28 protein-coding genes, 1 tRNA gene and 1 riboswitch are annotated in these 26,658 nt (G+C 32.1%); of the genes, 28 read left to right on the top strand and 1 reads right to left on the bottom strand.

The annotated features are described in order from the left end of the window. Nucleotides 1-168: 168 nt before the first annotated feature. Nucleotides 169-245, bottom strand: a tRNA-Pro gene (locus ABV008_RS02665). Between the two features lie 239 nt (nucleotides 246-484). On the opposite strand from ABV008_RS02665, the gene ABV008_RS02670 reads away from it, so the two are divergent. From ABV008_RS02670 to ABV008_RS02805, 28 genes are all read left to right on the top strand, one after another. Beyond that, nucleotides 485-955 (top strand): COG2426 family protein, encoded by a 471-nt coding sequence (locus ABV008_RS02670; RefSeq protein ID WP_352418270.1) that lies wholly within the window; start codon nucleotides 485-487, stop codon nucleotides 953-955. Nucleotides 956-1,074: 119 nt separating this feature from the next. Beyond that, a riboswitch (SAM riboswitch) is annotated at nucleotides 1,075-1,181 on the top strand. A 92-nt stretch (nucleotides 1,182-1,273) separates the two neighbouring features. Further along, nucleotides 1,274-2,461: a methionine adenosyltransferase gene (metK, locus tag ABV008_RS02675; RefSeq protein ID WP_352418271.1), complete on the top strand. Its 1,188-nt coding sequence runs from the start codon at nucleotides 1,274-1,276 to the stop codon at nucleotides 2,459-2,461. A gap of 332 nt (nucleotides 2,462-2,793) precedes the next feature. After that, nucleotides 2,794-3,018, top strand: a complete 225-nt coding sequence (locus ABV008_RS02680) for a DUF1659 domain-containing protein (RefSeq protein ID WP_352418272.1) — start codon at nucleotides 2,794-2,796, stop codon at nucleotides 3,016-3,018. A gap of 153 nt (nucleotides 3,019-3,171) precedes the next feature. Then, nucleotides 3,172-3,390, top strand: a complete 219-nt coding sequence (locus tag ABV008_RS02685) for a DUF2922 domain-containing protein (RefSeq protein ID WP_352418273.1) — start codon at nucleotides 3,172-3,174, stop codon at nucleotides 3,388-3,390. Nucleotides 3,391-3,554: 164 nt separating this feature from the next. Beyond that, the gene (locus ABV008_RS02690; protein ID WP_352418274.1) at nucleotides 3,555-3,698 is read left to right on the top strand and encodes a YvrJ family protein; all 144 of its coding nucleotides are present in this window, start codon (nucleotides 3,555-3,557) and stop codon (nucleotides 3,696-3,698) included. Nucleotides 3,699-3,803: 105 nt separating this feature from the next. Further along, nucleotides 3,804-4,409 (top strand): hypothetical protein, encoded by a 606-nt coding sequence (locus ABV008_RS02695; RefSeq protein WP_352418275.1) that lies wholly within the window; start codon nucleotides 3,804-3,806, stop codon nucleotides 4,407-4,409. A gap of 178 nt (nucleotides 4,410-4,587) precedes the next feature. Continuing rightward, entirely contained in the window at nucleotides 4,588-6,819 is a 2,232-nt protein-coding gene (gene recD2 / locus ABV008_RS02700) for an SF1B family DNA helicase RecD2 (RefSeq protein WP_352418276.1), read from the top strand. 96 nt (nucleotides 6,820-6,915) lie between these two features. Next, nucleotides 6,916-7,668 carry a ComFC family protein gene (locus ABV008_RS02705; RefSeq protein ID WP_352418277.1) on the top strand — a complete coding sequence of 251 codons (753 nt, stop codon included), beginning with the start codon at nucleotides 6,916-6,918 and terminating at the stop codon, nucleotides 7,666-7,668. Between the two features lie 181 nt (nucleotides 7,669-7,849). Next, nucleotides 7,850-8,263, top strand: a complete 414-nt coding sequence (locus tag ABV008_RS02710; protein ID WP_352418278.1) for a TIGR03826 family flagellar region protein — start codon at nucleotides 7,850-7,852, stop codon at nucleotides 8,261-8,263. Between the two features lie 69 nt (nucleotides 8,264-8,332). Continuing rightward, on the top strand, nucleotides 8,333-8,632 hold the full coding sequence (gene flgM, locus ABV008_RS02715) for a flagellar biosynthesis anti-sigma factor FlgM (RefSeq protein ID WP_352418279.1): 300 nt from the start codon (nucleotides 8,333-8,335) through the stop codon (nucleotides 8,630-8,632). Between the two features lie 16 nt (nucleotides 8,633-8,648). Beyond that, nucleotides 8,649-9,149: a flagellar protein FlgN gene (locus tag ABV008_RS02720; protein ID WP_352418280.1), complete on the top strand. Its 501-nt coding sequence runs from the start codon at nucleotides 8,649-8,651 to the stop codon at nucleotides 9,147-9,149. Between the two features lie 16 nt (nucleotides 9,150-9,165). After that, complete coding sequence (flgK, locus tag ABV008_RS02725; protein WP_352418281.1) at nucleotides 9,166-10,638, top strand: flagellar hook-associated protein FlgK; 1,473 nt, start codon at nucleotides 9,166-9,168, stop codon at nucleotides 10,636-10,638. Between the two features lie 28 nt (nucleotides 10,639-10,666). After that, nucleotides 10,667-12,121, top strand: coding sequence for a flagellar hook-associated protein FlgK (gene flgK / locus ABV008_RS02730; RefSeq protein ID WP_352418282.1), 1,455 nt, complete (start codon nucleotides 10,667-10,669; stop codon nucleotides 12,119-12,121). A 72-nt stretch (nucleotides 12,122-12,193) separates the two neighbouring features. Then, nucleotides 12,194-13,141: a flagellar hook-associated protein FlgL gene (gene flgL / locus ABV008_RS02735; RefSeq protein ID WP_352418283.1), complete on the top strand. Its 948-nt coding sequence runs from the start codon at nucleotides 12,194-12,196 to the stop codon at nucleotides 13,139-13,141. A 91-nt stretch (nucleotides 13,142-13,232) separates the two neighbouring features. Beyond that, the gene (locus tag ABV008_RS02740; RefSeq protein WP_352418284.1) at nucleotides 13,233-13,784 is read left to right on the top strand and encodes a DUF6470 family protein; all 552 of its coding nucleotides are present in this window, start codon (nucleotides 13,233-13,235) and stop codon (nucleotides 13,782-13,784) included. A gap of 84 nt (nucleotides 13,785-13,868) precedes the next feature. Beyond that, nucleotides 13,869-14,321, top strand: coding sequence for a flagellar assembly protein FliW (fliW, locus tag ABV008_RS02745; protein ID WP_352418285.1), 453 nt, complete (start codon nucleotides 13,869-13,871; stop codon nucleotides 14,319-14,321). Between the two features lie 3 nt (nucleotides 14,322-14,324). Next, nucleotides 14,325-14,552, top strand: a complete 228-nt coding sequence (gene csrA, locus ABV008_RS02750; protein ID WP_352418286.1) for a carbon storage regulator CsrA — start codon at nucleotides 14,325-14,327, stop codon at nucleotides 14,550-14,552. Nucleotides 14,553-14,720: 168 nt separating this feature from the next. Then, nucleotides 14,721-15,590, top strand: a complete 870-nt coding sequence (gene hag / locus ABV008_RS02755) for a flagellin Hag (protein ID WP_352418287.1) — start codon at nucleotides 14,721-14,723, stop codon at nucleotides 15,588-15,590. Between the two features lie 142 nt (nucleotides 15,591-15,732). Next, nucleotides 15,733-16,344: a DUF8042 domain-containing protein gene (locus ABV008_RS02760; protein ID WP_352418288.1), complete on the top strand. Its 612-nt coding sequence runs from the start codon at nucleotides 15,733-15,735 to the stop codon at nucleotides 16,342-16,344. A 1-nt stretch (nucleotide 16,345) separates the two neighbouring features. Then, nucleotides 16,346-18,199, top strand: coding sequence for a motility associated factor glycosyltransferase family protein (locus ABV008_RS02765; RefSeq protein WP_352418289.1), 1,854 nt, complete (start codon nucleotides 16,346-16,348; stop codon nucleotides 18,197-18,199). Between the two features lie 97 nt (nucleotides 18,200-18,296). Then, nucleotides 18,297-19,277 carry an NAD-dependent 4,6-dehydratase LegB gene (locus tag ABV008_RS02770; RefSeq protein ID WP_352418290.1) on the top strand — a complete coding sequence of 327 codons (981 nt, stop codon included), beginning with the start codon at nucleotides 18,297-18,299 and terminating at the stop codon, nucleotides 19,275-19,277. Nucleotides 19,278-19,289: 12 nt separating this feature from the next. Further along, entirely contained in the window at nucleotides 19,290-20,459 is a 1,170-nt protein-coding gene (locus ABV008_RS02775; RefSeq protein WP_352418291.1) for a LegC family aminotransferase, read from the top strand. A gap of 11 nt (nucleotides 20,460-20,470) precedes the next feature. Next, the gene (locus ABV008_RS02780) at nucleotides 20,471-21,520 is read left to right on the top strand and encodes a nucleotidyltransferase family protein (protein ID WP_352418292.1); all 1,050 of its coding nucleotides are present in this window, start codon (nucleotides 20,471-20,473) and stop codon (nucleotides 21,518-21,520) included. Next, the gene (locus tag ABV008_RS02785) at nucleotides 21,520-22,152 is read left to right on the top strand and encodes an acetyltransferase (RefSeq protein ID WP_352418293.1); all 633 of its coding nucleotides are present in this window, start codon (nucleotides 21,520-21,522) and stop codon (nucleotides 22,150-22,152) included. Before ABV008_RS02780 ends, ABV008_RS02785 begins: the two co-directional genes overlap by 1 nt. 1 nt (nucleotide 22,153) lies before the next feature. Next, on the top strand, nucleotides 22,154-23,152 hold the full coding sequence (neuB, locus tag ABV008_RS02790) for an N-acetylneuraminate synthase (protein WP_352418294.1): 999 nt from the start codon (nucleotides 22,154-22,156) through the stop codon (nucleotides 23,150-23,152). Then, nucleotides 23,149-24,306: a UDP-N-acetylglucosamine 2-epimerase gene (gene neuC / locus ABV008_RS02795; protein WP_352418295.1), complete on the top strand. Its 1,158-nt coding sequence runs from the start codon at nucleotides 23,149-23,151 to the stop codon at nucleotides 24,304-24,306. Before neuB ends, neuC begins: the two co-directional genes overlap by 4 nt. An 11-nt stretch (nucleotides 24,307-24,317) precedes the next feature. Then, on the top strand, nucleotides 24,318-25,019 hold the full coding sequence (locus ABV008_RS02800; RefSeq protein ID WP_352418296.1) for an acylneuraminate cytidylyltransferase family protein: 702 nt from the start codon (nucleotides 24,318-24,320) through the stop codon (nucleotides 25,017-25,019). 399 nt (nucleotides 25,020-25,418) lie between these two features. Then, a complete protein-coding gene (locus ABV008_RS02805; protein ID WP_352418297.1) occupies nucleotides 25,419-26,594 on the top strand; it encodes a glycosyltransferase in 1,176 nt (391 codons plus the stop codon). Nucleotides 26,595-26,658: the final 64 nt, after the last annotated feature.

The following is a 26,658-nucleotide window of genomic DNA, read 5'->3' on the forward strand; positions in this document are numbered from 1 at the left end:
AGATAGAGGTTAGATTATAATTTGGTTACAATATAATTACAATTATGTAACCTAGAAAAAAATAGTAAAAATATACGCTCATGGTTTTGGACATGAATATTTCTATTATTTTTGAACTTTATTGAAAAAGAAAAAGCCGAGATGATTTACTCATCTCGGCTTTAGCCTTGGTCGGGGTGGAGGGACTCGAACCCCCGGCCCCATGGTCCCAAACCACGTGCGCTACCAAACTGCGCTACACCCCGGAAAACTGCTACCTTTTCATTATAAGTGATTGAGGCTCTAAATGCAATACCATATTTTCGCCTTATTAGCTCATTATAAGCTTTTTTTGTTAATAAAGTGGCATAATCTTAACATTACATTATGTAGCTAAGTATTATTTATTCATTATATTAGAAAATTAAAAAACCTTCTAAAATACTGTTTTTTGCTATATAATTATAAGAAGTAATAAAAATCATTTATAATCGAGGGGGATGAGATGGGAGAAATATTTGAGACCATTAAAGATGAATTTATTATAATGTTATTTGCTGCTACTCCAATATTTGAACTAAGGGGGGCAATACCTCTTGGAATATCAAAAGGTTTTAGCCCATTACATAGCACTATAATTAGTATTATTGGGAATAGTCTTCCAGTTCCTTTTTTACTTTTACTCTTAAGACCTATTTTTAGTGCATTAGAGGATGTAAAAATAATTGGCAATATTATCAGATGGATAAAAAATAGAACATTAAAAAAGAGTAAAAACATAGTGAAATATAGTGTGTTAGGCTTGTACATCCTTGTTGCTATTCCACTACCAACTACAGGAGCTTATACTGGTTGTGTAGCTGCTACCCTATTTAATATAAGGTTTAAGTATGCATTTCCAGCCATTATACTTGGCATAGTAACAGCCGGTGTTATAGTTTTGATTTTGAGTCATGGAATTACTTCAATTCTTTAAGATATTTCGGACTTATTATATTAAGTTTAAATAATGATTATGTCAATTTAAAAACAATTATTGACATATAAAGGCACATATGATAATATTCTTTTGATGAAAAACAATAGAATATCCATACCTTATTAAGAGTGGCGGAGGGAATAGGCCCGTTGAAGCCCAGCAACCAGTAACTTTTGTTATCAGGTGCTAAATCCTACAGAATGTGGATTCTGAAAGATGAGGTTTAAAGAACGAATTCCTCTTCTTTTCTGAAGGGGTTTTTTTATTGTAAAAATACAAACAATAGAATTATAAAAATACATGGAGGTAATTTAGATGAGAAAGTGGTTATTTACTTCAGAGTCAGTAACAGAAGGACATCCAGATAAAATATGCGATCAAATATCAGATTCTGTATTAGATGCTATACTGGAAAAGGACCCAGATGCAAGAGTTGCTTGTGAGACATCAGTTACAACAGGCCTTGTTCTTGTGGCAGGAGAAATTTCAACTAAATGCTATGTAGATATTCCTAAAATAGTGAGAAAAACTATTGAGGATATTGGCTATACAAGAGCAAAATATGGTTTTGACTGTGATACTTGTGCAGTGTTGACATCCATTGACGAACAATCATCAGATATTGCAATGGGAGTAAATGAGGCTCTAGAGCATAGAAATCAAAAGACAGATGAATTTGATATAACTGGAGCTGGAGACCAAGGTATAATGTTTGGGTTTGCTTGTAATGAAACTCCAGAGTTTATGCCTCTTCCAATATCTTTGGCTCATAAGCTAGCTAGACGATTATCTGAGGTTAGAAAAAATGGTACATTAGATTATTTAAGACCAGATGGTAAAACACAGGTTACTGTAGAGTACCACGATAATAAACCAGTAAGAATAGATGCTATAGTAGTATCTACACAGCACAGTCCAGAAATCGAATTAAAAACAATAGAAAAAGACATAAGAGAACATGTAATATCAAAAATAGTACCATCAGATCTTATAGATAATAATACTAAGTATTATATAAATCCTACAGGTAGATTCGTTACAGGTGGACCTCAAGGAGATGCAGGACTTACAGGTAGAAAAATAATAGTAGACACATATGGTGGATATGCTAGACATGGTGGTGGAGCATTTTCAGGAAAAGATCCAACAAAGGTGGACCGTTCAGCTGCATATGCTGCTAGATATGTTGCTAAAAATGTTGTATCAGCAGGACTAGCAGATAAGTGTGAAGTTCAACTTGCATATGCAATAGGTGTTGCTAAGCCTATTTCTATATTAGTAGATACCTTTGGAACAAATAAGATAGAAGAAAGTAAAATAGAAGAGCTTATTAGCAAGCATTTTGACTTAAGACCTGCAGCTATTATAAAAAACTTAGATTTAAGAAGACCTTTATATAGACAAGTGGCAGCATATGGACATTTTGGGAGAAACGATTTAAATCTTCCTTGGGAAAAGACAGATAAAGCTGAGACACTTAAAAAAGAAGGTTTAGGAAAGTAAAAAATAATTAAAAAAATTTTCAATTAAAGGAGAAGTATAAAAGTCATGTAAAGACTTTTAGCTTCTCCTTTATTATTTTGCACTTTTTCAATAGTTGAACAATGGTTAAACAGTAGTTAAACTATTGCTCCACTATTGTTAAACTATCGTTATAATTCTTAATCATTAATTTTTAATTGTCTTTTCCAATTTTCAATTCTCAATTCTCCATTCTCAATTTTATATCCGTGACTTCTATTTAACTCCCGATTTAAACCATTTAAACAAATCAGTTATTATTTAATTACCGGTAGAACACAGAGAAGGACTTCTCCAATAAAGGAGGTGAAAACATGCCAGTAAACGCTACTATTAAAGAATCAAAGCTTAAACTTCAGCTTGATGGAGGACTTAATGACAAAGGTAATCCAATAGTTAAGTCTAAGACATTTTCTAAGGTAAAAACTGATGCTATCAATGACAACTTATTTTCAGTTGCATCATCTCTAGCAGGTCTACAAGCAATGCCTCTTATAGGTATAAAAAGAGTAGACGAAGTTGAGCTTCAACAAGAATAAGAGAATGTGACAAGGGATAGTTCCACAATCTTTAATCCTTAGGAATTTGCTGCATGGGACATTGCCAGCTACACTAATTCTCCATCCCTATTTTTAATTCTCAATTATTGAATGGCATGTTCCATGACATTTAGTGGCGAAGGAGGTGAAATTATGGCTAAGAAAAGACTAGAAATGGTATTTAAGAACCAAAAAGATAAAACCAGTAGACTATCTTTAGATGATCCAAGAGAAGACGTTACTGATGCTGAAATCAAAGCAGCTATGGAAAATATATTAACAGCAAATATATTTGAGACTGCAGATGGAGACTTAGTATCTATAGCTTCAGCAAGGATAGTAAGCACAGATGTACAAGAAATCGTACTATAGTCATGAACCAGCAAACAAAGTCGGAGACAAGTCAGTAACAGTCTCCGACTTGTTATTATTAAGGAGCTTTCCTGCTATCTTGAACGATAGTTAAACAATCGTTAAACAATCGTTAAACTATTGCTCCACTATTGTTACACTTACTACAGAAGGGAGGTTTTATTATGGAAGAAGTATACTCTCAAATAGCTAATCTAGGCTTTCCTATAGCCGTATCAGTATATTTGCTTGTGCGAATAGAAGGAAAACTAAACAAGCTGACTGAAAGTATTACTGAGCTTTCAAAAACTATAGCTAGTATGAAGTAACAGATTCTCCATTCATTGACACCGAACGTATGTTCGGTTATAATTATATTATGTAGGGGTTGGCCTCCACGCCAACCCATTATATTAAGAAAGGAGCTGATGATAATGAAAAATATAGAAGAAGTGATTTCAAGTGAAATAATAGCTATTTTACCATTATACATAGACATGAAAGGCAATTCTACAAAAATAATTACTAAAGAAGAAAACGAAATCTACATATATAAAAGTATCAGAACATTTTTATCATTACTTGCAAAGTATTTTATGATTGATCTTAATTCTTCAAGGCAATACTATGGAAAAATCATTGGCTGTACAAATATAGTTCCGTTGCCTTTTAATAAAGATAATGTATTTGCGCCATTAAAAGTAAGAAAACCCATATCTAAAAATGATGGTTCTTTTGGATATTTTAATATTAGGTTTATACAAGATATCACTAAGAAAAATAATAAAGTATATGTCTCTCTAGAAAAGGAATTATCCATAGAAATACTTCAGGGAATAGAGTCAGCAAGAAAAAGCCTAAGAAACGCTAACATTGTAAAGCAGTCCTACTGTGAAAGGACTGGTGTAACTGCTATGGAATCACAAGGATTTTATGGCGAATTTAACAAGCCTGCTACTAAAGGAGATATTGCAGCACTTAGAAACGAGCTAATGGACATAAAGATTAAGCTGTTGAAGTCTTCTAGTTCTAGTGTATAATAAATGTAGAGACAGCTAAACAATGGTTCACCAAAAGCAAACCATAAAACTTAATGGAGAACGTGAGATTTTTCAGTATACTTAGGTGACAATTATTTATTTTTATTCTTTAATTCTTAATTGCCTTTAATAATTCTCAATTCTCCATTCTCAATTATAATCGTTGGAGGTACTCAAATTGGTAACTCTTCAAGGAACTATAGAGGAAATCATATTTCATAATGAATCTAATGGCTATACTATCGCAATATTAGAAACTGACGATGATGTGGTCACTATTGTAGGATATATACCTATTATAAGTGTAGGAGAAACTCTCAAGGTCCAGGGAGAGTGGACTTATCATGTTAATTATGGTCAGCAGTTAAAGGTAGATACATATTCTACTGTAGTGCCTGCTACACTAAATGGTATAATCAAATACCTTTCTTCTGGGCTTATTCCTGGAATAGGGCCTAAGACAGCAGAAAAAATAGCAGAAAAGTTTGGTTTAGATTCATTAGATATATTACAGTATAATCCTGATAGATTAAAAGAAATTCCTGGCCTAGGGGAAAAGAAGATTGCAAAGATTGCAGATGCATTTATTGAGCAAAGAGAACTGAGAGATATAATGCTATTTCTCCAAAACTATGGCATAGGGCCAAATTATGGTATTAGAATATATAAAAAGTATGGGAGCGAATCAGTAGTTAAGATAAAAGAAAATCCATATAGACTGTCAGAGGATATAGTTGGTATAGGATTTAAGATGGCAGATAGAATAGCACAAAGTATGGGAGTTGATTTCAGATCACCATATAGAATAAGTGCTGGAATAAAGTTTAAGCTAATGGAGTTTTCTGCAGAGGGTCATACATATGCTCCTCAGGAGCTTTTAATAAGACTGACGTCAGAATTATTAAATGTTGAAAGGGAACTAGTTGAAGACGGTATAAAAAGCTTGGCTATAAAGCAGGAGATACAGTTAGAAAGACTAGATGGAGATCAAATATGCGTGTACTATATGCCATTTTACTATGCTGAAACAAATGTATGTAAAAAGTTAATTGAATTATCAAGGTCAGAGGTAAAAAGTCTGGATGTGGATTTAAATAAGACTATAGAAGATATTGAAAAAGAGGACAATATAAAATTTGCAGAAAAGCAGAAGGAAGCCATTAGACAAGCTGTAGAAAATGGCTTATTAGTAGTTACAGGAGGGCCTGGTACAGGAAAGACTACAACTATAAACAGCATAATAAAGCTTTTTGAGAAAAAGGACTTAAAAGTTACATTGGCTGCCCCGACTGGAAGGGCTGCTAAAAGAATGAGTGAAGCTTCAGGAAAAGAGGCTAAGACTATACATAGGCTTTTGGAATACGGCTTTGTAGATGATGAGCTTGGAATGGACTTTGCCAAAGATGAAGCTACACCTATTGAGGCAGATGTAGTCATTATAGACGAAATGTCAATGGTAGATATACTTCTAATGAACAACCTTACAAAGGCAATATTGCCAGGCACTAGACTTGTTTTAGTAGGGGATACAGACCAGCTACCATCAGTTGGTGCTGGAAATGTACTTAGAGATATTATAAATAGCAAAATAGTAAAGGTAGTAAAGCTAGATGAGATTTTTAGACAGGCAAGGGAAAGCATGATAGTAGTAAATGCCCATAGAATCAATAAAGGAGAAGCTCCATATCTCAATGTTAAGGATAAGGATTTTTTCTTTATGACTAGACTAAGCTCTGAAAACATAGTAGATACAATAGTGGAGTTAAGCCTAGAAAGATTACCTAGGTTTAATGGATATGATCCTGTTAGAGATATTCAGATACTGACATCTATGAAAAAAGGCGATACGGGAGTAAATGCACTAAATGAAAAGCTCCAACAAACTCTTAATCCAAAGCATCCTTCAAAAGCAGAAAAGAAATCTGGAGATATGCTTTTTAGAGTTGGAGACAAGGTAATGCAGATAAAGAACAATTATAGGACAAAATGGACAATGGAAGAAAAAGATGGCAGCATCCAAGAAGGAGAAGGAGTATTTAACGGAGATTTCGGATTCATCACTGCTATAGACGAAGAAGAAGGAGAGCTTACAGTATTATTTGACGATAACAAAGAAGTAGTGTATAGCTTTAGTCAGCTTGATGAGCTAAGGCTGGCTTATGCTACAACTATTCACAAAAGCCAAGGAAGTGAATTTCCTGTAGTCATTATGCCAGTATGTTGGGGACCACCTATGCTTCTCACAAGAAATCTTTTATATACAGCTATTACTAGAGCAAAAGAGCTAGTAGTACTAGTAGGAATGGAAAAATATATGCATATGATGATAAATAATAACAGAATATTAAAGAGATATTCAGGTCTAGATAGGAGACTTCTTAAAGTATTTGACATGATGATGAGACCGTAGGAGAAGTAATTGAGAATTATAACGATTGATTAACCATTGTTTAACTACTGCTTAACTATTGTTCAACCACTGTTTATTTGATTCACGGAGGTATTTATGTGTCCTAGAGATAGCCTACTAAAAAAACTCTACTACTCTGCCTTAGACCTTCTGTTTCCAGAGGAAGGAATATGTTTTATATGCGACAAATACGACGAAGATGTGAAAGAAGACCATATATGCAGTGACTGCAAGGACAAGCTTTTGTTTATTAATGAAAACAGGTGTCCAACCTGCGGCAAACCTAATTGTGAGGGAAATGCCTTAGATAGATGCAGCTATTGTGCAAACAAAACCTTCTATTTTACTAAGGCTTTTTCACCACTAGAATTTACAGGTATTATTAGAAAGACTATTTATAAATATAAATATGAATCAAAGCCATATATATACAAATCCTTTGGGGAGCTGATGCTAAGGACTTTGGAAAGGGAAAATGTAAAAGATGATATAGATATAATTGTACCAGTACCTCTTCATCGCTCTAGAAAAGCTGAAAGAGGCTACAACCAATCTGAGTTATTAGCAAAATACCTATCATCAAAGTTAGATATACCAATGGATACCCGCAATCTTAAAAGAATAAAATCTACTAAAGTACAAAATAAGTTAGGTAGAACTGAGAGACATTTAAATGTAAAAGATGCTTTTAAGGTTAAGGACATGAGCTTTTTCAAAAGTAAGAAGATACTTCTAGTTGATGATATATTCACTACAGGTGCTACAGTAAATGAATGCTCAAGGGTACTAATGGAAAGCGGTGCTAGAGAAGTACTTGTCATTACAATAGCTACAGGAAGACACACATAAAAATGCCATTCATAGGACTTTATTATTAATTTCAATAATATAACAAAAAAAGAAGGATTCTGTCCTAAAATATCGAAAACTATTTTATAGAATATTATTTTGTCAATTAAACAAATAATTAAAGCTAATTAATTTTAAAGATGTAGCAAAGATTTCATTCACTGTTCTGGAGGTGATATTAGTGGGAATAAGAAACTGCAAAAAATGTAATAGGATTTTTGCGGACGATAACTTTGATTTGTGTCCAATATGTAGAAATGGCGATTTAGAAGAATTCAAAATAGTTAAAGATTATCTTTATGATCATCCAGGAGCTGACATTCAAACAGTATCAGAGGTAACAGGTGTAGATACAAAAAAAATTCTTAAGTTTTTAAGAGAAGGAAAGCTAGAGATTAGAGATGACAGTCCTAATTTACTTTTAGATTGTGAAAGATGTGGAGCCCCTATTAATACAGGAAGATTTTGCAGCAAATGTGTCAATGAAATGGAAAGAGAATTTAAAAGTGCAATATCTGGGAATGCTTCTTCTACAAAGAAAGACCTAGGGAAAAACAGCGACAAGATGTATATTGCTGAAAGGCATAAAAGATAATAAAAAACTAAAGTTATACCTCATTTTTACCGATAACATTTATAACACGGAAGGAAATGAGGTGTTTTTGTGAAAATTTTTAATAACAATAACAATAATATCGATAAAATAATGCAAGCCTATAGAAAGCAGGAAGTTAATAAAGTATCTTCTAAGACTAATAAATTAGCTAAAAATGACGAACTTAGTTTATCAAGCACTGCTAAAGACTATCAATTTGCTATGAATGCAATTAAAAATGTTCCTGATATAAGAAAAGAAAAGGTAGAAGCTATTAAAGAACAGATTAGAACAGGCACATATGTAATAGATGCAGGTAAAATAGCAGAAAAGATATTAACAGATATTAATTTTGATAAAAAAGCATAGGCTAGGCGGTGATATGATGAAAAATCTAGTAGAAGAGCTAAGAGATGTATTATTAGAAGAATTAAAAGCATATGAGGAAATGCTCGAACTGACAACAAAAAAAACAGATATTATAAGTAGCGGTAGAATTAACGACTTAGATAATATTACCCAAATGGAGAATATTCTCATATTGAGATTAGGACAATTGGAAGACAGAAGAGAAAAAGTAGCTAATAATATTGAAAAGCAGTTTAATATGAAAGACAACTTAACTATAAAGGATATATTGAGTTACATTGATGATGCTGATGAAACTAAACAGGATATAGAAAAAACAACTAATAAATTATCACAGGTCCTAAATTCATTAAAAGAAAAAAATGATTTAAATAGTTTGCTTATAAAAGACACTCTAGAATATATTGAGTTGAATATTAACCTTTTGACTAATGCATCAGATCAAGGAACATATAATAATAAGGTTCAAAAAGAACAATCATCACCAAATGTCAGTTTATTTGATACTAAGGCTTAGAAAGGTAGGAGATTGAATGTCTTCTTTTAGAGGATTATCCATAGGAATATCGGGACTATATGCAAATAAAAGATCCCTAGATACAATTTCACATAATATAGCAAATGCGGACAACCCTTTGTATGTAAGACAGCAAGCAATACATGCAGAATCAAGGTACTCTAGAATTAGCTCGAATCAATTTGTTGGAACTGGAGCAGATGTTCAGCAGATTAGACAAATAAGGGACGAGTTTTTAGATACTAAGATTAGAAAAGAAGCCTCGGAATTTGGCTACTGGTCATCAAGGACTAATGTATTTGGACAAGTAGAGAGCATAGTGAGAGAGCTTTCAGAAGATGCGCTACAGGGAGTTATGGACAAGTTTTGGGGTTCTTGGGAGGAAGTAGCTAAAGTTCCAAGTAGCTTAACAGCTAGAGGGCTTTTGAGAGAAAGAGCAATAGAATTTGTAGGTTCAGTAAATCATTTATATAATCAATTAGAAAGCTTGCAACATAACCTGGATAAAAATGTTCAAGATATGGTGAAAGAGGTTAATGGGTTAGTAAAGGGAGTAGCAGAATTAAATACTAAAATAATGACAGCAGAGGGCTTGGGCTCTCCAGCTAATGACTATAGAGATACTAGAAATGGTTATTTAGATAGATTGTCTCAGATAATGAAGGTAGAATATTATACTAGCAGCAATGGCTCAGTAAATGTAGTTCTTGGTGGCAATCACATGGTGTCGGATGGAAGCTTTAGACAGCTAGAAGCTAAAAACAATGGCAATCCATTTGTAGATATATTTTGGGCAGACTCAAAAGAAAAATTATCAGAAGAAAGAGATATAAAAGGTGGAGAACTACTAGGATTGTTATACGCTAGAGGAAGCTTTGAACAAGAAGACAATATCACCGATGTAACTGAGTATAAGTACATAATACCTACTATTAAAAAACAGTTAAATGAATATGTGAAGGGAATAGCAGATGCTGTTAATGAGTTGCATCGCCAAGGATATACACTTACAGGGAATCACGATACCGACTTTTTTGTTAAACAAGATCTAAGCAAATCCACATGGGCAGGAAATATAAAAATAAGTGATGCTATAGATTCATTAAGTGAAATAGCAGTTTCGAAAAGTTTCATATCTGATATAGAACCAAGAGAAATTGGTGATGGGAAAATTGCAGAGGCTATAGCAAAGATACGATACAACGGTATATTTAATGAAGGGAAAACAACACCTGATAATTTTTACAGAGATATGATAACTGATTTTGGTATATCTGCTAATGAAGCTAAAACAATGAAGGATTCTCATGAAATGGTTATGAATCAAATAGACGATAGAAGAAGTTCATTATCAGGCGTTTCCTTAGACGAGGAAATGACAGAAATGATTAAATTCCAACATGCATACAATGCAAACGCAAGACTAATAAATGCCATAGATGAGATGGTAGAACAAATAGTAAATAGAATGGGAATAGTCGGAAGATAGGAGAACAATTGAGAATTGAGGTGACCAAATGTCAGGTTGGATTGGATTTAACACAGCAGTTTCAGGACTATTAACTAGTCAAAGAAAACTATACATTACAAACCATAATATAGCAAATGCCAATACAGAAGGCTATTCAAGACAGGTGGCTACTCAAAACGCCACTTTGCCTCACCGTTTACCAGGGATAGGTTTTGTAGGTACTGGAACTAATATTACTTCTATAGAAAGAGTGCGGGACTCATATCTTGACTATAAATATAGAACTGAAAATGCACCATTAGGTGAATGGGAGATAAAACGGAATACTCTATTAGATATAGAACATATATTGAAGGAAACAGAACATGAAGGTTTAAGTAAATACGTAGATGACTTTTTTAAATCCTTAGAGGATTTAAGCACTAATCCTAGCGATGATTCTTATAGAGTTGCAGTTAGAGAAAAGGCTATTGCTATGACAAATCATCTTAATGAAGCTGCAAACAAACTATACAATCTTGAAAAAGATATAAATTATCAGATAGGTGCTCAAGTTAAGAAGGTAAATGACATAGGCTCTCAGATAAAAAATTTAAATGAGCAAATATATAAACTGGAAATAGACGGCAAAAAAGCTAATGATTTAAGAGACCAAAGAGATTTGCTAGTAAGTGAATTATCTAAGTTAGTAAACGTACAAGTAAGCGAATACGAAGGGAAATATACAGTTTCCATTGGGGGAGCTACACTAGTAGAGCATTCAAACCTAAGCAAATTAAAGATTCCACCAAGAACTGAAGTTAGTGGAATAACAGGAGAAAAACTTGTGCAGGTTGAATGGGAAAATGGAAATAAGGTAGCACTGAAGACAGGAGAGCTTAAAGGTTTATTAGACGTGAGAGAAGGAACAGGCGTTAATGGGCAATATGGCGGAATACCATATTATGTGAAAAGACTTGATGAGTTTGCAAGAGTATTTGCTGAAGAAATAAATAAAGTGCATAGACAGGGCTATACTGCTGATGGCAGTGATGGAGGAGACTTTTTTGAAGCAACAAGTGGAGGAAATATTAAAGCAGATAACATTGCTGTTTCTCAGTTAATAAAAGATAGTTTAGACAACATAGCTACAGGTAAAAACACTGTTTCAAATGGTGCAGAAAACAACAAAAACATATTAGAACTTTTAAAACTTAGGGAAGATAAAACATTTTTTAGCGGCGGCATGTATGCTCAAGGAACACCAGAAGACTATATAACATCCATAATATCCACTCTTGGTGTGGACAGCCAATATGCTATAAGAATGAAAGATAATCAGAAACTGATACTGGACAGTGTTGAAACGAGAATAGATTCAGTATCATCAGTAGATCCTGATGAGGAAATGGCAGACATGGTTAGATTTATGAAGACTTATACTGCATCAGCAAAGATGATAAGTACATTAGATGCAATATTTGACATAACCGTAAACAAGTTAGGTTTAGTAGGAAGGTAAGGATAACTGAGAATTTCAAGAACGATAGTTTAACGATAGTTTAACCACTGTTCAAAAAAAGAGGTGAATGTATTGAGAATAACAAATAGTATGCTTGTCAGAAATATGATGACTAACCTAAATAAAAATATGAGAAGAATGAGTAAACTTCAAGAACAATACCAATCAGGAAAGTTATTTCAGCTTCCTTCTGATAATCCTGTAGGAGTATCAAAAAGCTTAAAGTTATATACAGATAAATCGAAAATAGAGCAATACAAGACTAATTTAAGAGATGCTATTGCTTGGATGAATACTACAGAGGATGCTTTAGCACAAATTGGTGAAGTAATGAAAAGGACAAATGAATTAACTGTAAAGGCATCAAACTCAACACAGGCGGATGAAGACTTGCAAGCTATTTCAGAGGAAATTAAAGAATTGAAAAATCAAATAGTCCAAGCAGCAAATACTACACATGCTGGAAGACATGTTTTTTCAGGATATAAGACAGACAAGCCTTTATTAGATGAAAATGGAAAGTATAAATTTGAATTATCAAGCACAGAGATTTCAACTTATAATGTTGGCGTTTCGGAAAACATAGAAGTTAATACAGTAGGGATTAAAGTCTTTGGTATGGATAATACTGTAGATGATACAGAAAACTATAATGCAACAAGTATTAATAGTGGCGATACAGCCTATGTGATAAAAGTATTTGATGACTTAATAGGTGCATTAGAGAACGATCCCCCTCAACTAGACAAAGTTAGGGGAAGCATAGAAAAAGTTGAGGGAATTCTTAAAAATACTCTACAAGTAAGAGCAGAGATAGGCGCTAAGACTAACCGATTAGATATGACAGAAAAAAGGCTAGAATCAGATGCTATAAACTTTACTAGACTATTATCAGAAAATGAAGATGCAGACCTTTCAGAGATCATTATGAACTTTAAAATGGCAGAAAGCGTATATCTAGCATCTATGTCAGCAGGTGCCAGGATAATACAACCAAGCTTAATAGATTTTCTAAGATAGATTACTCTAGTTTAGTGATAGTGTAACAATAGTGTAGCAATAGTTTAGCGATTGTTTAACTACCGTTCCGAAGAATCTCGAGGTGATACGCATGCTCCTAAGCATAACAACAATAAAAGGGCAAATAGGCATCAAAACCACAAATGCATATCTAGACATAAGCCAGCCTAAAGGAGAACAGTCTATAAGACAAGTAAAACCTCAAATGCTAACAGACAGAGAATTGCCTAAAGTACTTATAGACCAATCTCAGCCTTTTGCAGAAGCGGGAAGAAAACCTTGGTCACAGGTAGCAGCTGAATATGCACAGCTAGGCAGGCAACAGGCCTTAGAAGGTATAGCCAGAATAGTAGATGACGGAAATAGAATGGCTATGATACAGAAAAAAGTGCCAGATGCCATACCTGAAATAGCCTTTAAAAACTCTATGCCCAAACAAAATGAGTTTAACTTTGCTATGATACCAACTAGCAGACCCAAAATAGACGTAACAGGCCATTTAGATATTCAGTGGCAGCTAGGTGGAGTAGAGTACAGCTATACTCCTAAAAAACCAATAGCAGACTATCGTCCAGGTAAAGTGGACATATACATGAAACAATATCCTAAAACAGAAATTAGATTTATAGACAATAGAGTGTAGGGAATGGCAACAGCCATTCCTAAATTAATTTAATACAAGCATTTCACTCTGAGCGTTAGCGAAGAATCCCTAAGGAGGTAAACAATGATACTTTCCACAAAAAACTTCGGCGAAATAGAAATAGACAGTAAAAAAATCATAAACTTTATAGACGGTATTCCAGGCTTTGACGACCAAAAAGAATTTATTATTATAGACAATCCTGATGACGAAGTACCTTTTAAATGGCTCCAATCAATAAATGAGCCAGAATTAGCATTTGTAATTATAAATCCTTTTTTATTCAAGCCAGACTATGTATTCGACATACCAGAACAAGCACTAGAAAAATTAAAAATAAAAGAAGAAAAAGATGTAGCGGTTTATTCAATAGTAAATATACCAGACGATATTACAAAAATGACGGCAAACCTAATAGGACCAGTCATAATCAACACAAAAGAAATGCTAGGAAAACAAATAGTATTAGATGACAGTAGGTACACTACAAAGCACTTTATTCTAAAAGAAGCAAAAGCTAAAGGTAAGGAGGAATAGCATATGCTAATACTTACCAGAAAAACAAATGAAAGTATCATCATAAACGATAACATAGAAATAGTAGTAGTAGGTATAGAAGATGGAAAAGTAAAGCTAGGTATAAAGGCACCAAAGGAAGTAGACATACACAGGAAAGAGGTATATGAAACTATACAAGAAGAAAACAGGCAAGCTGCTAACTCAAAATCAATTGACATAGATTTACTGAAGGATTTTTTTAATAAATAATATTTTACAAAAATCACTAAAGTAGTACAAGCTTATGCCGATATATATACTGAGAAAACAAAATTTTTATATAATCTGGCCAGAGTATAAAAATTTTTCACAAAATTCGCTAACAAGCGACAAGGCAAGGATGCCAAAACAAAACCAAAATTCAAGGAGGAAAATAAAATGAGAATAGCTAATAACTTAATGGCAGTTAATACTCACAGACAACTAGGTATTACTGGTGGATACCAAACAAAATCAATGGAAAAATTATCATCAGGATTAAGAATTAACAGAGCAGGAGATGACGCAGCAGGTCTATCAATCTCTGAAAAAATGAGAAACCAAATCAGAGGACTTAACCAAGCATCAGCTAACTCACAAGATGCTATATCATTAATCCAAACAGCAGAAGGTGCTTTAACAGAAACTCATAACATTCTTAAGAGAATGAGAGAATTAGTAGTTAAAGCTGGTAACAAGGGAACACTAGAAGGTGAAGATCTTCAAGCAATTCAAGATGAAATAAAAGAATTAAATGCTGAATTAAGTGGTATTGCAGAACGTACTCAATTCAACGGTAAGAAATTACTTGATGGAAGCTTTACTAGCGGAGTAGGAGTTTTCCAAATAGGTGCTAATAAAACACAAGTAATGAAATTAGATATAGCATCATCAACAAGTGGAGTTGCAGCTAGTAAATTAGGATCTTCCGGCTTAAAGCTTAATGCAATTAAGTTTGCTAGTGGCGGAGTAATCAGTGGAACTTTCACAGGTACAGATAGTGGGCTTGCAGCAGTAGATGCAGCTATAAGTACTATTTCATCTATACGTTCAAAACTAGGTGCAAATCAAAATAGACTTGAATACACAATCAAGAACTTAGACAATGCTGCAGAAAATCTACAAGCTGCAGAATCAAGAATTAGAGATACAGACATGGCTAAAGAAATGGTAGAATTCACAAAACAAAACATTCTACAACAAGCAGCACAAGCTATGCTAGCTCAAGCTAACCAAGCACCTCAAGGAGTACTTCAATTACTTAGATAATTGAAAATAACTTTAGTATTCTAAAAAGAGTTAGGGAAAATTTCCCTAGCTCTTTTTGTATGTAAAAATTTAAGTATTTTCTATTTCCTGCCGATAATACTTAAGAAGATTGTCTAAAAGACAATAATTTTGGAGGTAAGAGATGAAAGTTTATATATTAGACAAAGTACTAGAATATGACAACGAAAAGAGAATCATAGATGATATGTTTCAAGAAATAGAAAACATATTAGGAAAATCTAATTATTTTTTTAGCCACCTAGTAGTTGATGACTTAGAAGTCTATGAGGATTATCAAGAATACTTTTTAGATAATATAAGAAATATAAGAGAAGTTAAAGTGATATCTGGTACTATTAAAGAATTAGCAAAGAACATAATGATAACAACAATTGATTATTTAAATCGAGCTATACCAGAGTTAGATACACTTTCAAACGAATTCTATAAAACCCCAACAGAACAATCTTGGTCTAAGTTTTCAGATCTCTTAGAAGGCATTACTTGGATTATGGATTCATTTGCAGCGATTGATACAAATGAGAGATTAAAAGATATAGTTTCTAGCTATGAAGAATGGAATCATTATGCAAAAGATATATTTTCATTACAAGAATTACTTAAAGAACTAGAAAAAGTTATAGAAAATCAAGATATAGTTTCTATGGCAGATGTATTATCCTATGAAATTAATCCTTTATTTAAAGATATGAAAGAAAAGCTTGAAGGATTGGTTTTGAAGGGAGAAAATTAAGATGTTATTAGTCGACAATATAATAATATTAAAAGAGGTTTTTCCTACAACTTTGTTGAAATTAAGAGAAATAGAAAATAATACTGATAAAGAACTTATAAAAATAGAAGAAGCTAAAAATGGATATAAAACCTTGTCAATAAAAAATGAAGAGAAATGGGTATATCTCCATAGTAAATACAATCCTATGAGAGAAGCAGAAGCAATTATAGAAGAATATAAAGATATAGAATCTGACAGCAGTATAATATTTTATGGAGCAGGCCTAGGCTATCATATAGATGCCCTATTAAATCAGCACCCAAATGTAAATTATTACATATATGAACCTATACCAGAGATATTATATGCTTATTTATCAAATAAAGAAATAAAAGACCTTCCATCGAAGAAACTAAAAGGAATGGTCACTGGAACAGATAACGAGACTATATATAGTTTCTTAAATGAATACATAAGTAAATCAACAGGAAAAACAGTAATGATTGTACTTCCACAACATAAAAATCTTTTTGAAGAAGAGTATAAAAAATTCTTAGACATTTATAGAGAAGTAGCAAAAAATAAAAAAACTGGTACATTAACGGAGTATGCTTTTCAAAAACGCTGGATTTTGAACAGCATGATAAATTTTAAAGAAATTCTATCTACTCCTAATATACTAGTGGAAAAGAAAGAACATTTTAAAGGTAAACCTGCTTTATTGGTTGCAGCAGGTCCTTCATTAAATGAAGAAATAGAAAACATACGATATATCAAAGATAATAGGCTAGCTTATATATTTAGCGTGGGATCAGCCATAAACACTTTAGTTCATCATGGTATATATCCTGATGCAGCCTGTACCTATGATCCTACAGAGAGAAATCAAATAGTATTTGAAAAGGTCAAGGACATGGGAATATCAGACATACCTATGATATTTGGTTCAAGTGTAGGATATGAGACCTTAGAAAATTATAAAGGCGACAAATATCATATGATAACCAGTCAAGACACTATAGCAGCATATTATCTAAAATCAAAAGAAAACATAGGCATAGATATTGTTTTCGATGCTCCATCTATTGCTGTGGTTACATTACAACTTTTATATAAACTAGGCTTTAGCACTATAATACTCGCAGGTCAAAATTTAGCTTACAGGGACAAAAAAAGGCATTCAGAAGGTATTGAATATAGTACAGATGTAACTGAAGAAGAAATTAAAAAGGGAATCTGGGTAAAAGATGTATATGGAAACGAAGTACTAACTGATGAAGGTTTTAATAGAATGAGACAACAGATGGAATTATATATTGGTAGTTTTGAAAACATAAAGGTTATAAATACTACCAAAGGTGGAGCACATATAGAAGGAACTACTTTTATAGAATTGGAAGAAGTTATTAAAGAGCAACTTAAAGAAAGTATAGTAGAAGAAAAATGGCTAAGTTCTGAAAGTACAAGCTATGATAAAGAATACTTAATATCACAATCTCAGAAAATGGATAAAGAATACAAAGAAACAGCTAAGATAATAAAAGAATACTATAGTATTCTGGACAGTATAGATACATTTATTAAAAATAGAAACTTCAATCAAGCTGAAAAGATGTATGTAAAGCTAGATAGATCCTTATCTAAAATAGAGAAAAACAAATTTTTTCAAGTTTTTATATTATCTATGAACAGGGTGAGCTATAAAGCTTTAGCAGATGGTATAGATAGTTTAAATGAAGAAAAGAATAAGACATTAAAAGGTGAGCGAATTTCAAATAGCTTTAGACAGTTTATGGACAAGTGTAAAGATGATATAGAAGCTATTGAGGACATTTATTCTGAAATGAAGAAAGTTATAGCAGAATTTCAATAGGACAACTATTTCTAAATAGGACAAATGATTGGCTGAAAGATATCTTAAAATATACTTTAAACTAACATTTAGTTGCTTAAAATTAGGAGGTGTAGATATGACTTCAGTTTTGGTTACAGGAGCAGATGGATTTATAGGTAGTCACTTAGTAGAAGCTTTAATACAAGAGGGGCATCATGTTAGAGCATTTGTATATTACAACTCATTTAATTCATGGGGCTGGTTAGACACACTTCCTAAAGAAGTATTAAAAGAAATAGAAGTGTTTACAGGTGATATAAGAGATCCAAATGGAGTTAAAGAATCTATGAAAGGAATTGAAGAGGTTTATCATTTAGCAGCACTTATAGCAATACCCTTTAGTTATCATTCACCAGATTCTTATGTAGATACAAATATTAAAGGGACACTAAATGTACTTCAAGCTGCAAGAGAGCTAGGGACAAGTAGGGTATTAGTAACTTCAACATCTGAAGTTTATGGAACAGCTCAATATGTACCAATAGATGAAAAACATCCATTTCAAGGGCAATCTCCATACTCTGCAACAAAGATTGGTGCAGATAGGATAGCAGAGTCTTTTTACAGAAGTTTTGATATGCCTATTACTATAGTAAGACCTTTCAATACATACGGTCCTAGACAATCTGCTAGGGCAGTTATACCTACTATAATTACACAGCTATTGGCAGGGAAAAAAGAAATAAAATTAGGTTCTCTTACTCCAACAAGAGATTTTAATTATGTAAAAGACACTGTCCAAGGATTTATAGAAATTGCTAAATCTGATATTACAATAGGTGAAGAAATAAACATTGCTACACAACAAGAAATATCAATTGGCGAATTAGCACAGGAACTAATTAACCAAATAAATCCTAATGTAAATATAATATGTGAAGAACAAAGACTAAGACCAGAAAAAAGTGAAGTAAATAGATTATTAGGTTCAAATGAAAAGATAAAGAAATTAACAAATTGGGAACCTAAATATACACTTAAAACAGGATTAGCAGAAACAATTCAGTGGATAAAGAACAACTTAGATAAATATAAAATTGATATCTACAATATATAGGAGATGCTAGAAATGGACAAATTTATTCCATTATCTGTACCAAATTTTAAAGGTAGAGAATTAGAATATGTGACAAAAGCAGTAGAAACCGAATGGGTATCTACAGGTGGTAGTTATATAAATGATTTTGAAAACAAGATGGCTAAATATCTTGAAGTAGAAAAAGCTGTTGCATGTCAGAGCGGAACAGCAGGACTCCATTTAGCTTTGAAGCTTTCAGGTGTAGAATTCGGAGATGAAGTTATTGTTCCAACACTCACATTTATAGCTGCTGTTAATCCAGTTAGATACTTAGGTGCAGAGCCAATATTTATGGATTGTGATGATACATTAAATATGGACTTAGATAAGCTAGAAGAGTTTTGCGAAACGGAGTGTACTTTAACACAAAAAGGTTTGATTAATAATAAGACAAAAAAGACTATTAGAGCAATAGTAATTGTTCACGTATTTGGTAATATGACTAATATAGAAAAACTTATGCTCATAGCTGAAAAGTATAGTTTAAAAGTAGTGGAAGATTCGACAGAAGCATTAGGAACATATTGTATCAAGGGAAAATTTAAGGGAAAATTCGCAGGAACTATAGGTGATTTTGGAGTATATTCATTTAACGGGAATAAGATAATAACTACTGGCGGCGGAGGTATGTTAGTGGCTAAAGATAGCAATTTATCTGATAAAGCTAAATACCTATCCACCCAGGCAAAAGACGATGAATTGTACTACACACACTATGAAATAGGTTTCAACTATAGAATGACAAACTTACAAGCAGCATTGGGAGTTGCACAGCTAGAGCAACTAGAGGACTTTATTAAAATAAAGATAGACAATTATAATCTATATAAGCAAGAGATCGATAAAATAGAAGGACTATCAATCTTTAGTTTTAACAAAATGACAAGATCAAATCACTGGTTTTATTCATTAGTAATTGACAAACCTAGATTTGGCATGGATAGGGACGAGCTATTGAACAAATTAAAAGAAAAAAGCATTCAAACAAGGCCTATATGGGGATTAATTCATGAACAAAAACCTTATAAATACAATGGAACATATAAAATTGAAAAAGCAAACTACTACATAGATAGAATATTAAATATTCCATGTAGTACAAGTCTTACAAAAGAGGATGTTAAATATATTTGTAATATCTTAAAAGAATTAAAAAAATAGGGGGTATCCCTTTGAAATTACAAGAATTGTTCATAAATAAAGAAATGCAAATTAAAGATGCAATTAAAAGACTAGACGAGACAGCGAAAAAAATACTTTTAGTTGTTGAAGAAAACAAGCTTGTTGGAGTTCTCACAGATGGAGACATAAGAAGATGGATACTAAAGAATGGAAGTCTAAAAGAACCAGTTAATATAATTATGGCTAAAAATCCAAAGTTTATATTTAAAAAAGATGAAAAAAACGCTAAGAAAATCCTTAAAGAACAAAGTATTGAGGCAATACCTGTTGTAGATGAAAAGAATGAAGTTATTGATATTATATTCTGGAATGATAATTTTAATAAAAAACTTAATTACACTAAAATGAATAATCCAGTGGTTATAATGGCTGGAGGAAAAGGAACTAGACTTGAACCTTATACAAATATATTACCTAAACCTCTCATACCAATAGGAGATATTCCAATAGTAGAAAGAATAATAAATAGATTTGCTGAATATGGCTGTGATGATTTTTATATGACAGTTAATTATAAAAAAAATATGATAAAAGCATATTTTAGTGAAATTGAAAAGAACTATACTTTAAATTATATAGATGAAGATAAACCACTAGGTACTGCAGGAAGTTTATACTTATTAAAAGATAAAATAAAGGATACTTTTTTTCTTAGTAATTGTGATATTTTGATTGAAGGCAATTATTCAGATATGTTGAAATACCACAAGGAACATAGAGCCAAAATTACATTAATTACTTCCTTAAAGCATTATACAATTCCTTATGGAGTTATTAAAATAAATGGCAATAGTGATGTAAGAAAAATGGAAGAAAAACCGGAGTATGATTTTTTAGTCAATACGGGAATGTATATATTAGAACCAGAAGTACTCAATGATATACCAGAGAATAAGTTTTTTCATATAACAGAGTTAATAAATAGCTACATAGAAAAAGGTGAAAAAATAGGTATATATCCCATAAGTGAAGGCTCATGGCTTGACATGGGTCAATTTAAGGAAATGGAAATTATGTTAGAAAGGCTAGGAATAAAATAATGAATGATATTATTCTAATTGGTGGCGGAGGCCACTGTAAGAGTGTGATTGACTCTATTGAAGAATCTAAAGAATATAATATAGTTGGAATATTAGATTTACCAGACAAGGTGGGAACCGAAATCCTTGGTGTAAAAGTAATTGGAACAGATGACCAATTAGAATATTACTATAAAAATGGAGCTAAGTATGCCTTTTTAACTGTGGGTAGTATTGGTGATGTTACTTTAAGAAAAAAACTATATTCTATTTCTTTAGATATAGGATATAGGTTTCCTAATATTATCGATAATACAGCAATCATATCAGAAAAAATCCAAATAGGACATGGAAATTATGTTGGTAAGGGTGCAATAATAAATTCAGATACTGTAATAGGTAATAATTGTATAATTAATACAGGGGTCATAATAGAGCATGAGTGTAGTATAGGAGATTTTTGCCACATAGCCCCAGGCTCTGTTTTAAGTGGTAGAGTGATCGTCGGCCGAAGTTCTCATATAGGAACAAATTCAACTATAATTCAAAACATTAATGTTGGTGAAAATACAATAATAGGTGCTGGTAGTGTAGTGATAAAGGATATAGGAGACAACAGAAAAGCTTATGGTAATCCTTGCAGGGAGGTGTAACATGAATAGAGTTTTCATTATAGCAGAAGCAGGTGTAAATCACAATGGAAGCATTGAATTAGCTAAACAGCTAATAGATGAAGCTAGTGAAGCAGGAGTAGATGCTGTAAAGTTCCAAAGCTTTAAAGCTGAAAAGCTAGTTACCAAAAATGCAAAGAAGGCTGAATATCAACAAATAACCACAAGTAATAATGAAAGCCAATTTGAAATGATAAAAAAGCTAGAATTAGATTATGGGAGACATAGAGAATTAATTGATTATTGTCATTCAAAGAATATCGTGTTTTTATCCTCCCCTTTCGACATAGAGAGCGTTGAATTATTGAATAAACTAGGACTTGAGACATTTAAAATACCTTCAGGTGAGATAACCAATTTACCATATTTAAAAAAGATAGGCTCATTAAAGAAAAAGGTTATATTATCTACAGGAATGTCAACCTTAGGAGATATTGAAGGTGCTTTAGAAATCCTTAGAAGTAGTGGAACTACCGAGATAACAGTACTACATTGCAACACAGAATATCCTACACCTATGGAAGATGTGAACCTATTAGCCATGAAAACAATAAAAGATGCATTCAAAGTTGAAGTAGGATATTCTGATCATACGCTGGGTATTGAAGTGCCAATTGCTGCAGCAGCATTAGGTGCCACAGTGATTGAAAAGCATTTCACTTTAGATAAAACTATGGAAGGACCTGACCATAAAGCAAGCTTAGAGCCAGAGGAATTGAGAAAAATGGTTAGATGCATAAGAAACATCGAACAAGCTCTAGGGAATGGAGCGAAAAAACTCACTGAGTCTGAATCTAAAAATAAAAATATAGCTAGAAAAAGCATAGTGGCAGGTAGAAGTATTAAAAAGGGCGAAATCCTTTCAGAAGAAAATTTAGCAGTAAAAAGACCAGGATACGGAATATCTCCTATGAGATGGGACAAGATTTTAGGTCGAAAGGCAAAAAGAGATTTTTTAGAAGATGAGTTGATAGAGATATGAAAAAGATTTGTATTGTAACTGGAACAAGGGCGGAATATGGACTTCTTAGACCATTAATGAAAAAAATAAATGAAGATAGTGAGTTAGAGCTTCAGATTATTGCTACAGGAATGCACTTATCCCCAGAGTTTGGATTGACTTATAAAGAAATAGAAGAAAATGGCTATGAGATTGATGAAAAAGTAGAGATTTTACTAAGCTCAGATACAGCAGTAGGAATATCTAAATCCATGGGATTAGCTTTGATAGGATTTGCAGATGCCTTTGAAAGATTAAAGCCGGATATGGTAGTTTTGCTAGGAGATAGATATGAGATCTTTGCAGCTGCTAGTACTGCATCCATAGCTAGGATACCTATAGCTCATATTCATGGAGGAGAGACTACAGAAGGAGCATTAGATGAAGCTTTAAGACATTCTATAACTAAAATGAGTTATTTACATTTTACTAGCACAGAGGAGTATAAAAAAAGAGTAATCCAACTTGGAGAAAGTCCAGACAGAGTATTTAACGTTGGTGCAATTGGGATTGAGAGTATAAAAGAATTGAATTTAATGGGTAAAGAGGAGTTAGAAGGAAGCATAGGTTTTGATTTTGGAGAGAAAACAGCACTAGTTACTTATCATCCAGTAACTTTGGAAAACTGTACATCTAATGAACAATTTCATGAGCTACTTAATGCATTAAATAGGTTTAGTAGTTTAAAAATTATTTTTACAAAAGCAAATTCTGATACTGACGGGAGAATTATCAATTCTATGATTGATGATTATGTAAAATGTAATAAAAATAAATCAATTGCTTTTGTTTCAATGGGACAACAAAGATATTTATCTGCAATGAAGTATGTAGATTTAGTTATTGGAAATTCTTCCAGTGGAATTATAGAGGCACCTTCTTTCAAGGTTCCAACAATAAACATTGGAGACAGACAAAGAGGAAGAATACAAGGGGAAAACGTGATAAATTGTGAGCCTGTTGAAAATGAAATATACAAGGCAATAGAGTTAGGATTATCAGACAGTTTTAAAGAAAAGCTTAGAAACATTAAAAGTCCTTATGGGGAAGGTAAGGTTACTGAAAAAGTATTGCATATAATAAAGATTTTTTTGAGACAAGAAATAAATTTGAAGAAGTCATTTTATGATTTATAAAGGTGATAAATATGTTTTATAATAAAAGATTTTTAGCAATCATACCAGCCAGAAGTGGCTCAAAGGGACTAAAAGATAAGAATATTAAGAATCTAAATGGCAAGCCAATGATTGCATATACAATAGAAGCTGCTAAAGAATGTAATATTTTTGAAGAAATTATAGTATCAACTGATTCGTTAAAATATGCAGAAATATCTAATAAATACGGTGCATCTGTGCCTTTTTTGAGACCAGAATATTTATCAACAGATACTGCTACAACTAATGATGTAATAGAATGTACAATTAAGGAACTTCAAAAGATAGGAAAAGAATTTGATTATTTCATATTATTGCAACCAACATCACCTTTGAGAACTTCTGAAGATATTTTAGGTGCGGTTAAATTACTACATAAAAAAAATGCAAATTGTGTTGTGAGTGTATGTGAAGCAGAACATTCTCCTTTATATATGAATACATTAGATGAGTCATTATCCATGGATGTTTTTTTGCCAAAAGATATCAAGACAAGGAGACAAGAGTTCCCTACATACTATAGATTAAATGGAGCAATATATATTTCTAAAGTTGATTATTTTCTAAAATATAATAATTTTTATGGAGAAAAAAGCTATGCATATATTATGGACAAGATTAGATCAATTGATATAGATGATGAATTTGATTTTATTATGGCAGAAAATTATATAAAGATGTTTAAAGTGTAAAATGGATTATACGATGAGTTATCAATTGACTTAATATAAGCCTTTTCAAAAGTCATGATGCATAATCAGCGATTTTTAATAGTATAGTAGAATTACTTAAAATCAACCAATATGCTAGTTTAGCATATGTCAGTTTTGCTTAAGAACTTATGTGCATGTTGAATAATCCATCTATAAGATAAAAGGTATTGATATTAAAGGTAGTTTTATGTCACATGATAAACCTCTTTTTAGTTTAGTAGATTGAGATAAAATTAAATATTCATAGCATTGTTTAAATTATTAAATATAAGCGGTGCTTTGTGGAAAATATGCTTTATATTTTTTAAGATGCTCTGAAAAGATAGGGAGTTAATAATGTATAAGGTTTGACTTTTCAATTTTAGGGAGGCAATTCTAGTGAATATAGTTATATACAAAGGACAATTTCAATATGATGTTGTAAATTATTTTGTAGAAGAGTTAGGACATGAGCTAATGAAGCTAGGACATAATGTACATATTTTAAACTTATTGACGATGTCCTCTAATAGAATAGAAGGAATTTTGGCTAATAATAAAATTGATTTGGTATTGAGTTTTAATGGTGTTAATTTCACAGGGAAGGAGATATATGAGAAATTAAATATTCCTCTGGGTATTATTCTTGTGGATCATCCTTTTTATCACATTTCAAGAATCAAGACATATAAAAGCAATAATACTTTTATATGTATGTTTGATGAAGGTTCATTAGAATGTTTTGAAGAGTGTATAGCAGATGATATATCAATATCCTGGTTAGCTCATGGAGGCACAGAAATGTTATCTTCTGAGGTAGTAGAAAAATCAACTGATGTTATAATGCCTGGTTCATTGAGTGACTACAATAAGCTTGAAAGACAGCTGTTAGATTTAGACTTAGATATATTAAAACGTTTTGCGTGTAATTTATATGAAAAAGGAAAGTATAATTATAATATTCCACTATATAACTTTTTTAAAGAAGAACTGAGGTCAGCAGGAATAGAGCTTAAACAAATAAGAGAAGATGAAGATTTCCTGAATGCATTTAGTTATATATATACATTAGTAGATAGGACTTTAAGAGCTAGGAACCGTTATAGGATTATAAAAGTACTAATTGAGGAAGGGATTAGAGTACAGCACTATGGTAATTTAAGTAATAATGAATTATTAAAATATAAGAATTTTAAAACTAATGGACCTATAGACTATATAGCCTTAACAAAAGAGATACAGAGATCAAAGATACTTTTACACGATACACCTTACTTTGAAAATGGAAGTCATGAGAGAGTTTTAACTAGCATGCTAAATGAAACTTTAGTTCTGAGTAATAACAACAACTATTGTAACAATCTATATAAAGAAGGAGAAAGTATTATCTTTTATGACATGAATAATCTCGATACATTAGTTGAAAAAACATCATTTTATTTAGAACATGAGAATGAAAGAAAGCGAGTAGAGAATAAAGCATATGAAATTACTCAACAGTATAATACTTGGGAAAGCAGAGCACATGAGATTCTAAATATTTACAATGCATTTATAGGGAGAAATGCACAGTAGAGTAAGACTTATATGATCTCGATTATCACATTAATATTTTGATATATTTGTATTAAATGTAAAT

Source organism: Proteiniborus sp. (assembly GCF_040308045.1).
In the GTDB taxonomy this organism is placed as follows: Bacteria; Bacillota; Clostridia; order Tissierellales; family Proteiniboraceae; genus Proteiniborus.

Bases quoted from the DNA above. Each gene is read 5' to 3' on its own strand.
- ABV008_RS02670 (WP_352418270.1), top strand. From the start codon at position 485: ATGGGAGAAATATTTGAGACCATTAAAGATGAATTTATTATAATGTTA.
- metK (WP_352418271.1), top strand. From the start codon at position 1,274: ATGAGAAAGTGGTTATTTACTTCAGAGTCAGTAACAGAAGGACATCCA.
- ABV008_RS02680 (WP_352418272.1), top strand. From the start codon at position 2,794: ATGCCAGTAAACGCTACTATTAAAGAATCAAAGCTTAAACTTCAGCTT.
- ABV008_RS02685 (WP_352418273.1), top strand. From the start codon at position 3,172: ATGGCTAAGAAAAGACTAGAAATGGTATTTAAGAACCAAAAAGATAAA.
- ABV008_RS02690 (WP_352418274.1), top strand. From the start codon at position 3,555: ATGGAAGAAGTATACTCTCAAATAGCTAATCTAGGCTTTCCTATAGCC.
- ABV008_RS02695 (WP_352418275.1), top strand. From the start codon at position 3,804: ATGAAAAATATAGAAGAAGTGATTTCAAGTGAAATAATAGCTATTTTA.
- ABV008_RS02705 (WP_352418277.1), top strand. From the start codon at position 6,916: ATGTGTCCTAGAGATAGCCTACTAAAAAAACTCTACTACTCTGCCTTA.
- ABV008_RS02720 (WP_352418280.1), top strand. From the start codon at position 8,649: ATGAAAAATCTAGTAGAAGAGCTAAGAGATGTATTATTAGAAGAATTA.
- flgK (WP_352418281.1), top strand. From the start codon at position 9,166: ATGTCTTCTTTTAGAGGATTATCCATAGGAATATCGGGACTATATGCA.
- flgK (WP_352418282.1), top strand. From the start codon at position 10,667: ATGTCAGGTTGGATTGGATTTAACACAGCAGTTTCAGGACTATTAACT.
- ABV008_RS02740 (WP_352418284.1), top strand. From the start codon at position 13,233: ATGCTCCTAAGCATAACAACAATAAAAGGGCAAATAGGCATCAAAACC.
- fliW (WP_352418285.1), top strand. From the start codon at position 13,869: ATGATACTTTCCACAAAAAACTTCGGCGAAATAGAAATAGACAGTAAA.
- csrA (WP_352418286.1), top strand. From the start codon at position 14,325: ATGCTAATACTTACCAGAAAAACAAATGAAAGTATCATCATAAACGAT.
- hag (WP_352418287.1), top strand. From the start codon at position 14,721: ATGAGAATAGCTAATAACTTAATGGCAGTTAATACTCACAGACAACTA.
- ABV008_RS02760 (WP_352418288.1), top strand. From the start codon at position 15,733: ATGAAAGTTTATATATTAGACAAAGTACTAGAATATGACAACGAAAAG.
- ABV008_RS02765 (WP_352418289.1), top strand. From the start codon at position 16,346: ATGTTATTAGTCGACAATATAATAATATTAAAAGAGGTTTTTCCTACA.
- ABV008_RS02770 (WP_352418290.1), top strand. From the start codon at position 18,297: ATGACTTCAGTTTTGGTTACAGGAGCAGATGGATTTATAGGTAGTCAC.
- ABV008_RS02775 (WP_352418291.1), top strand. From the start codon at position 19,290: ATGGACAAATTTATTCCATTATCTGTACCAAATTTTAAAGGTAGAGAA.
- ABV008_RS02785 (WP_352418293.1), top strand. From the start codon at position 21,520: ATGAATGATATTATTCTAATTGGTGGCGGAGGCCACTGTAAGAGTGTG.
- neuB (WP_352418294.1), top strand. From the start codon at position 22,154: ATGAATAGAGTTTTCATTATAGCAGAAGCAGGTGTAAATCACAATGGA.
- neuC (WP_352418295.1), top strand. From the start codon at position 23,149: ATGAAAAAGATTTGTATTGTAACTGGAACAAGGGCGGAATATGGACTT.
- ABV008_RS02800 (WP_352418296.1), top strand. From the start codon at position 24,318: ATGTTTTATAATAAAAGATTTTTAGCAATCATACCAGCCAGAAGTGGC.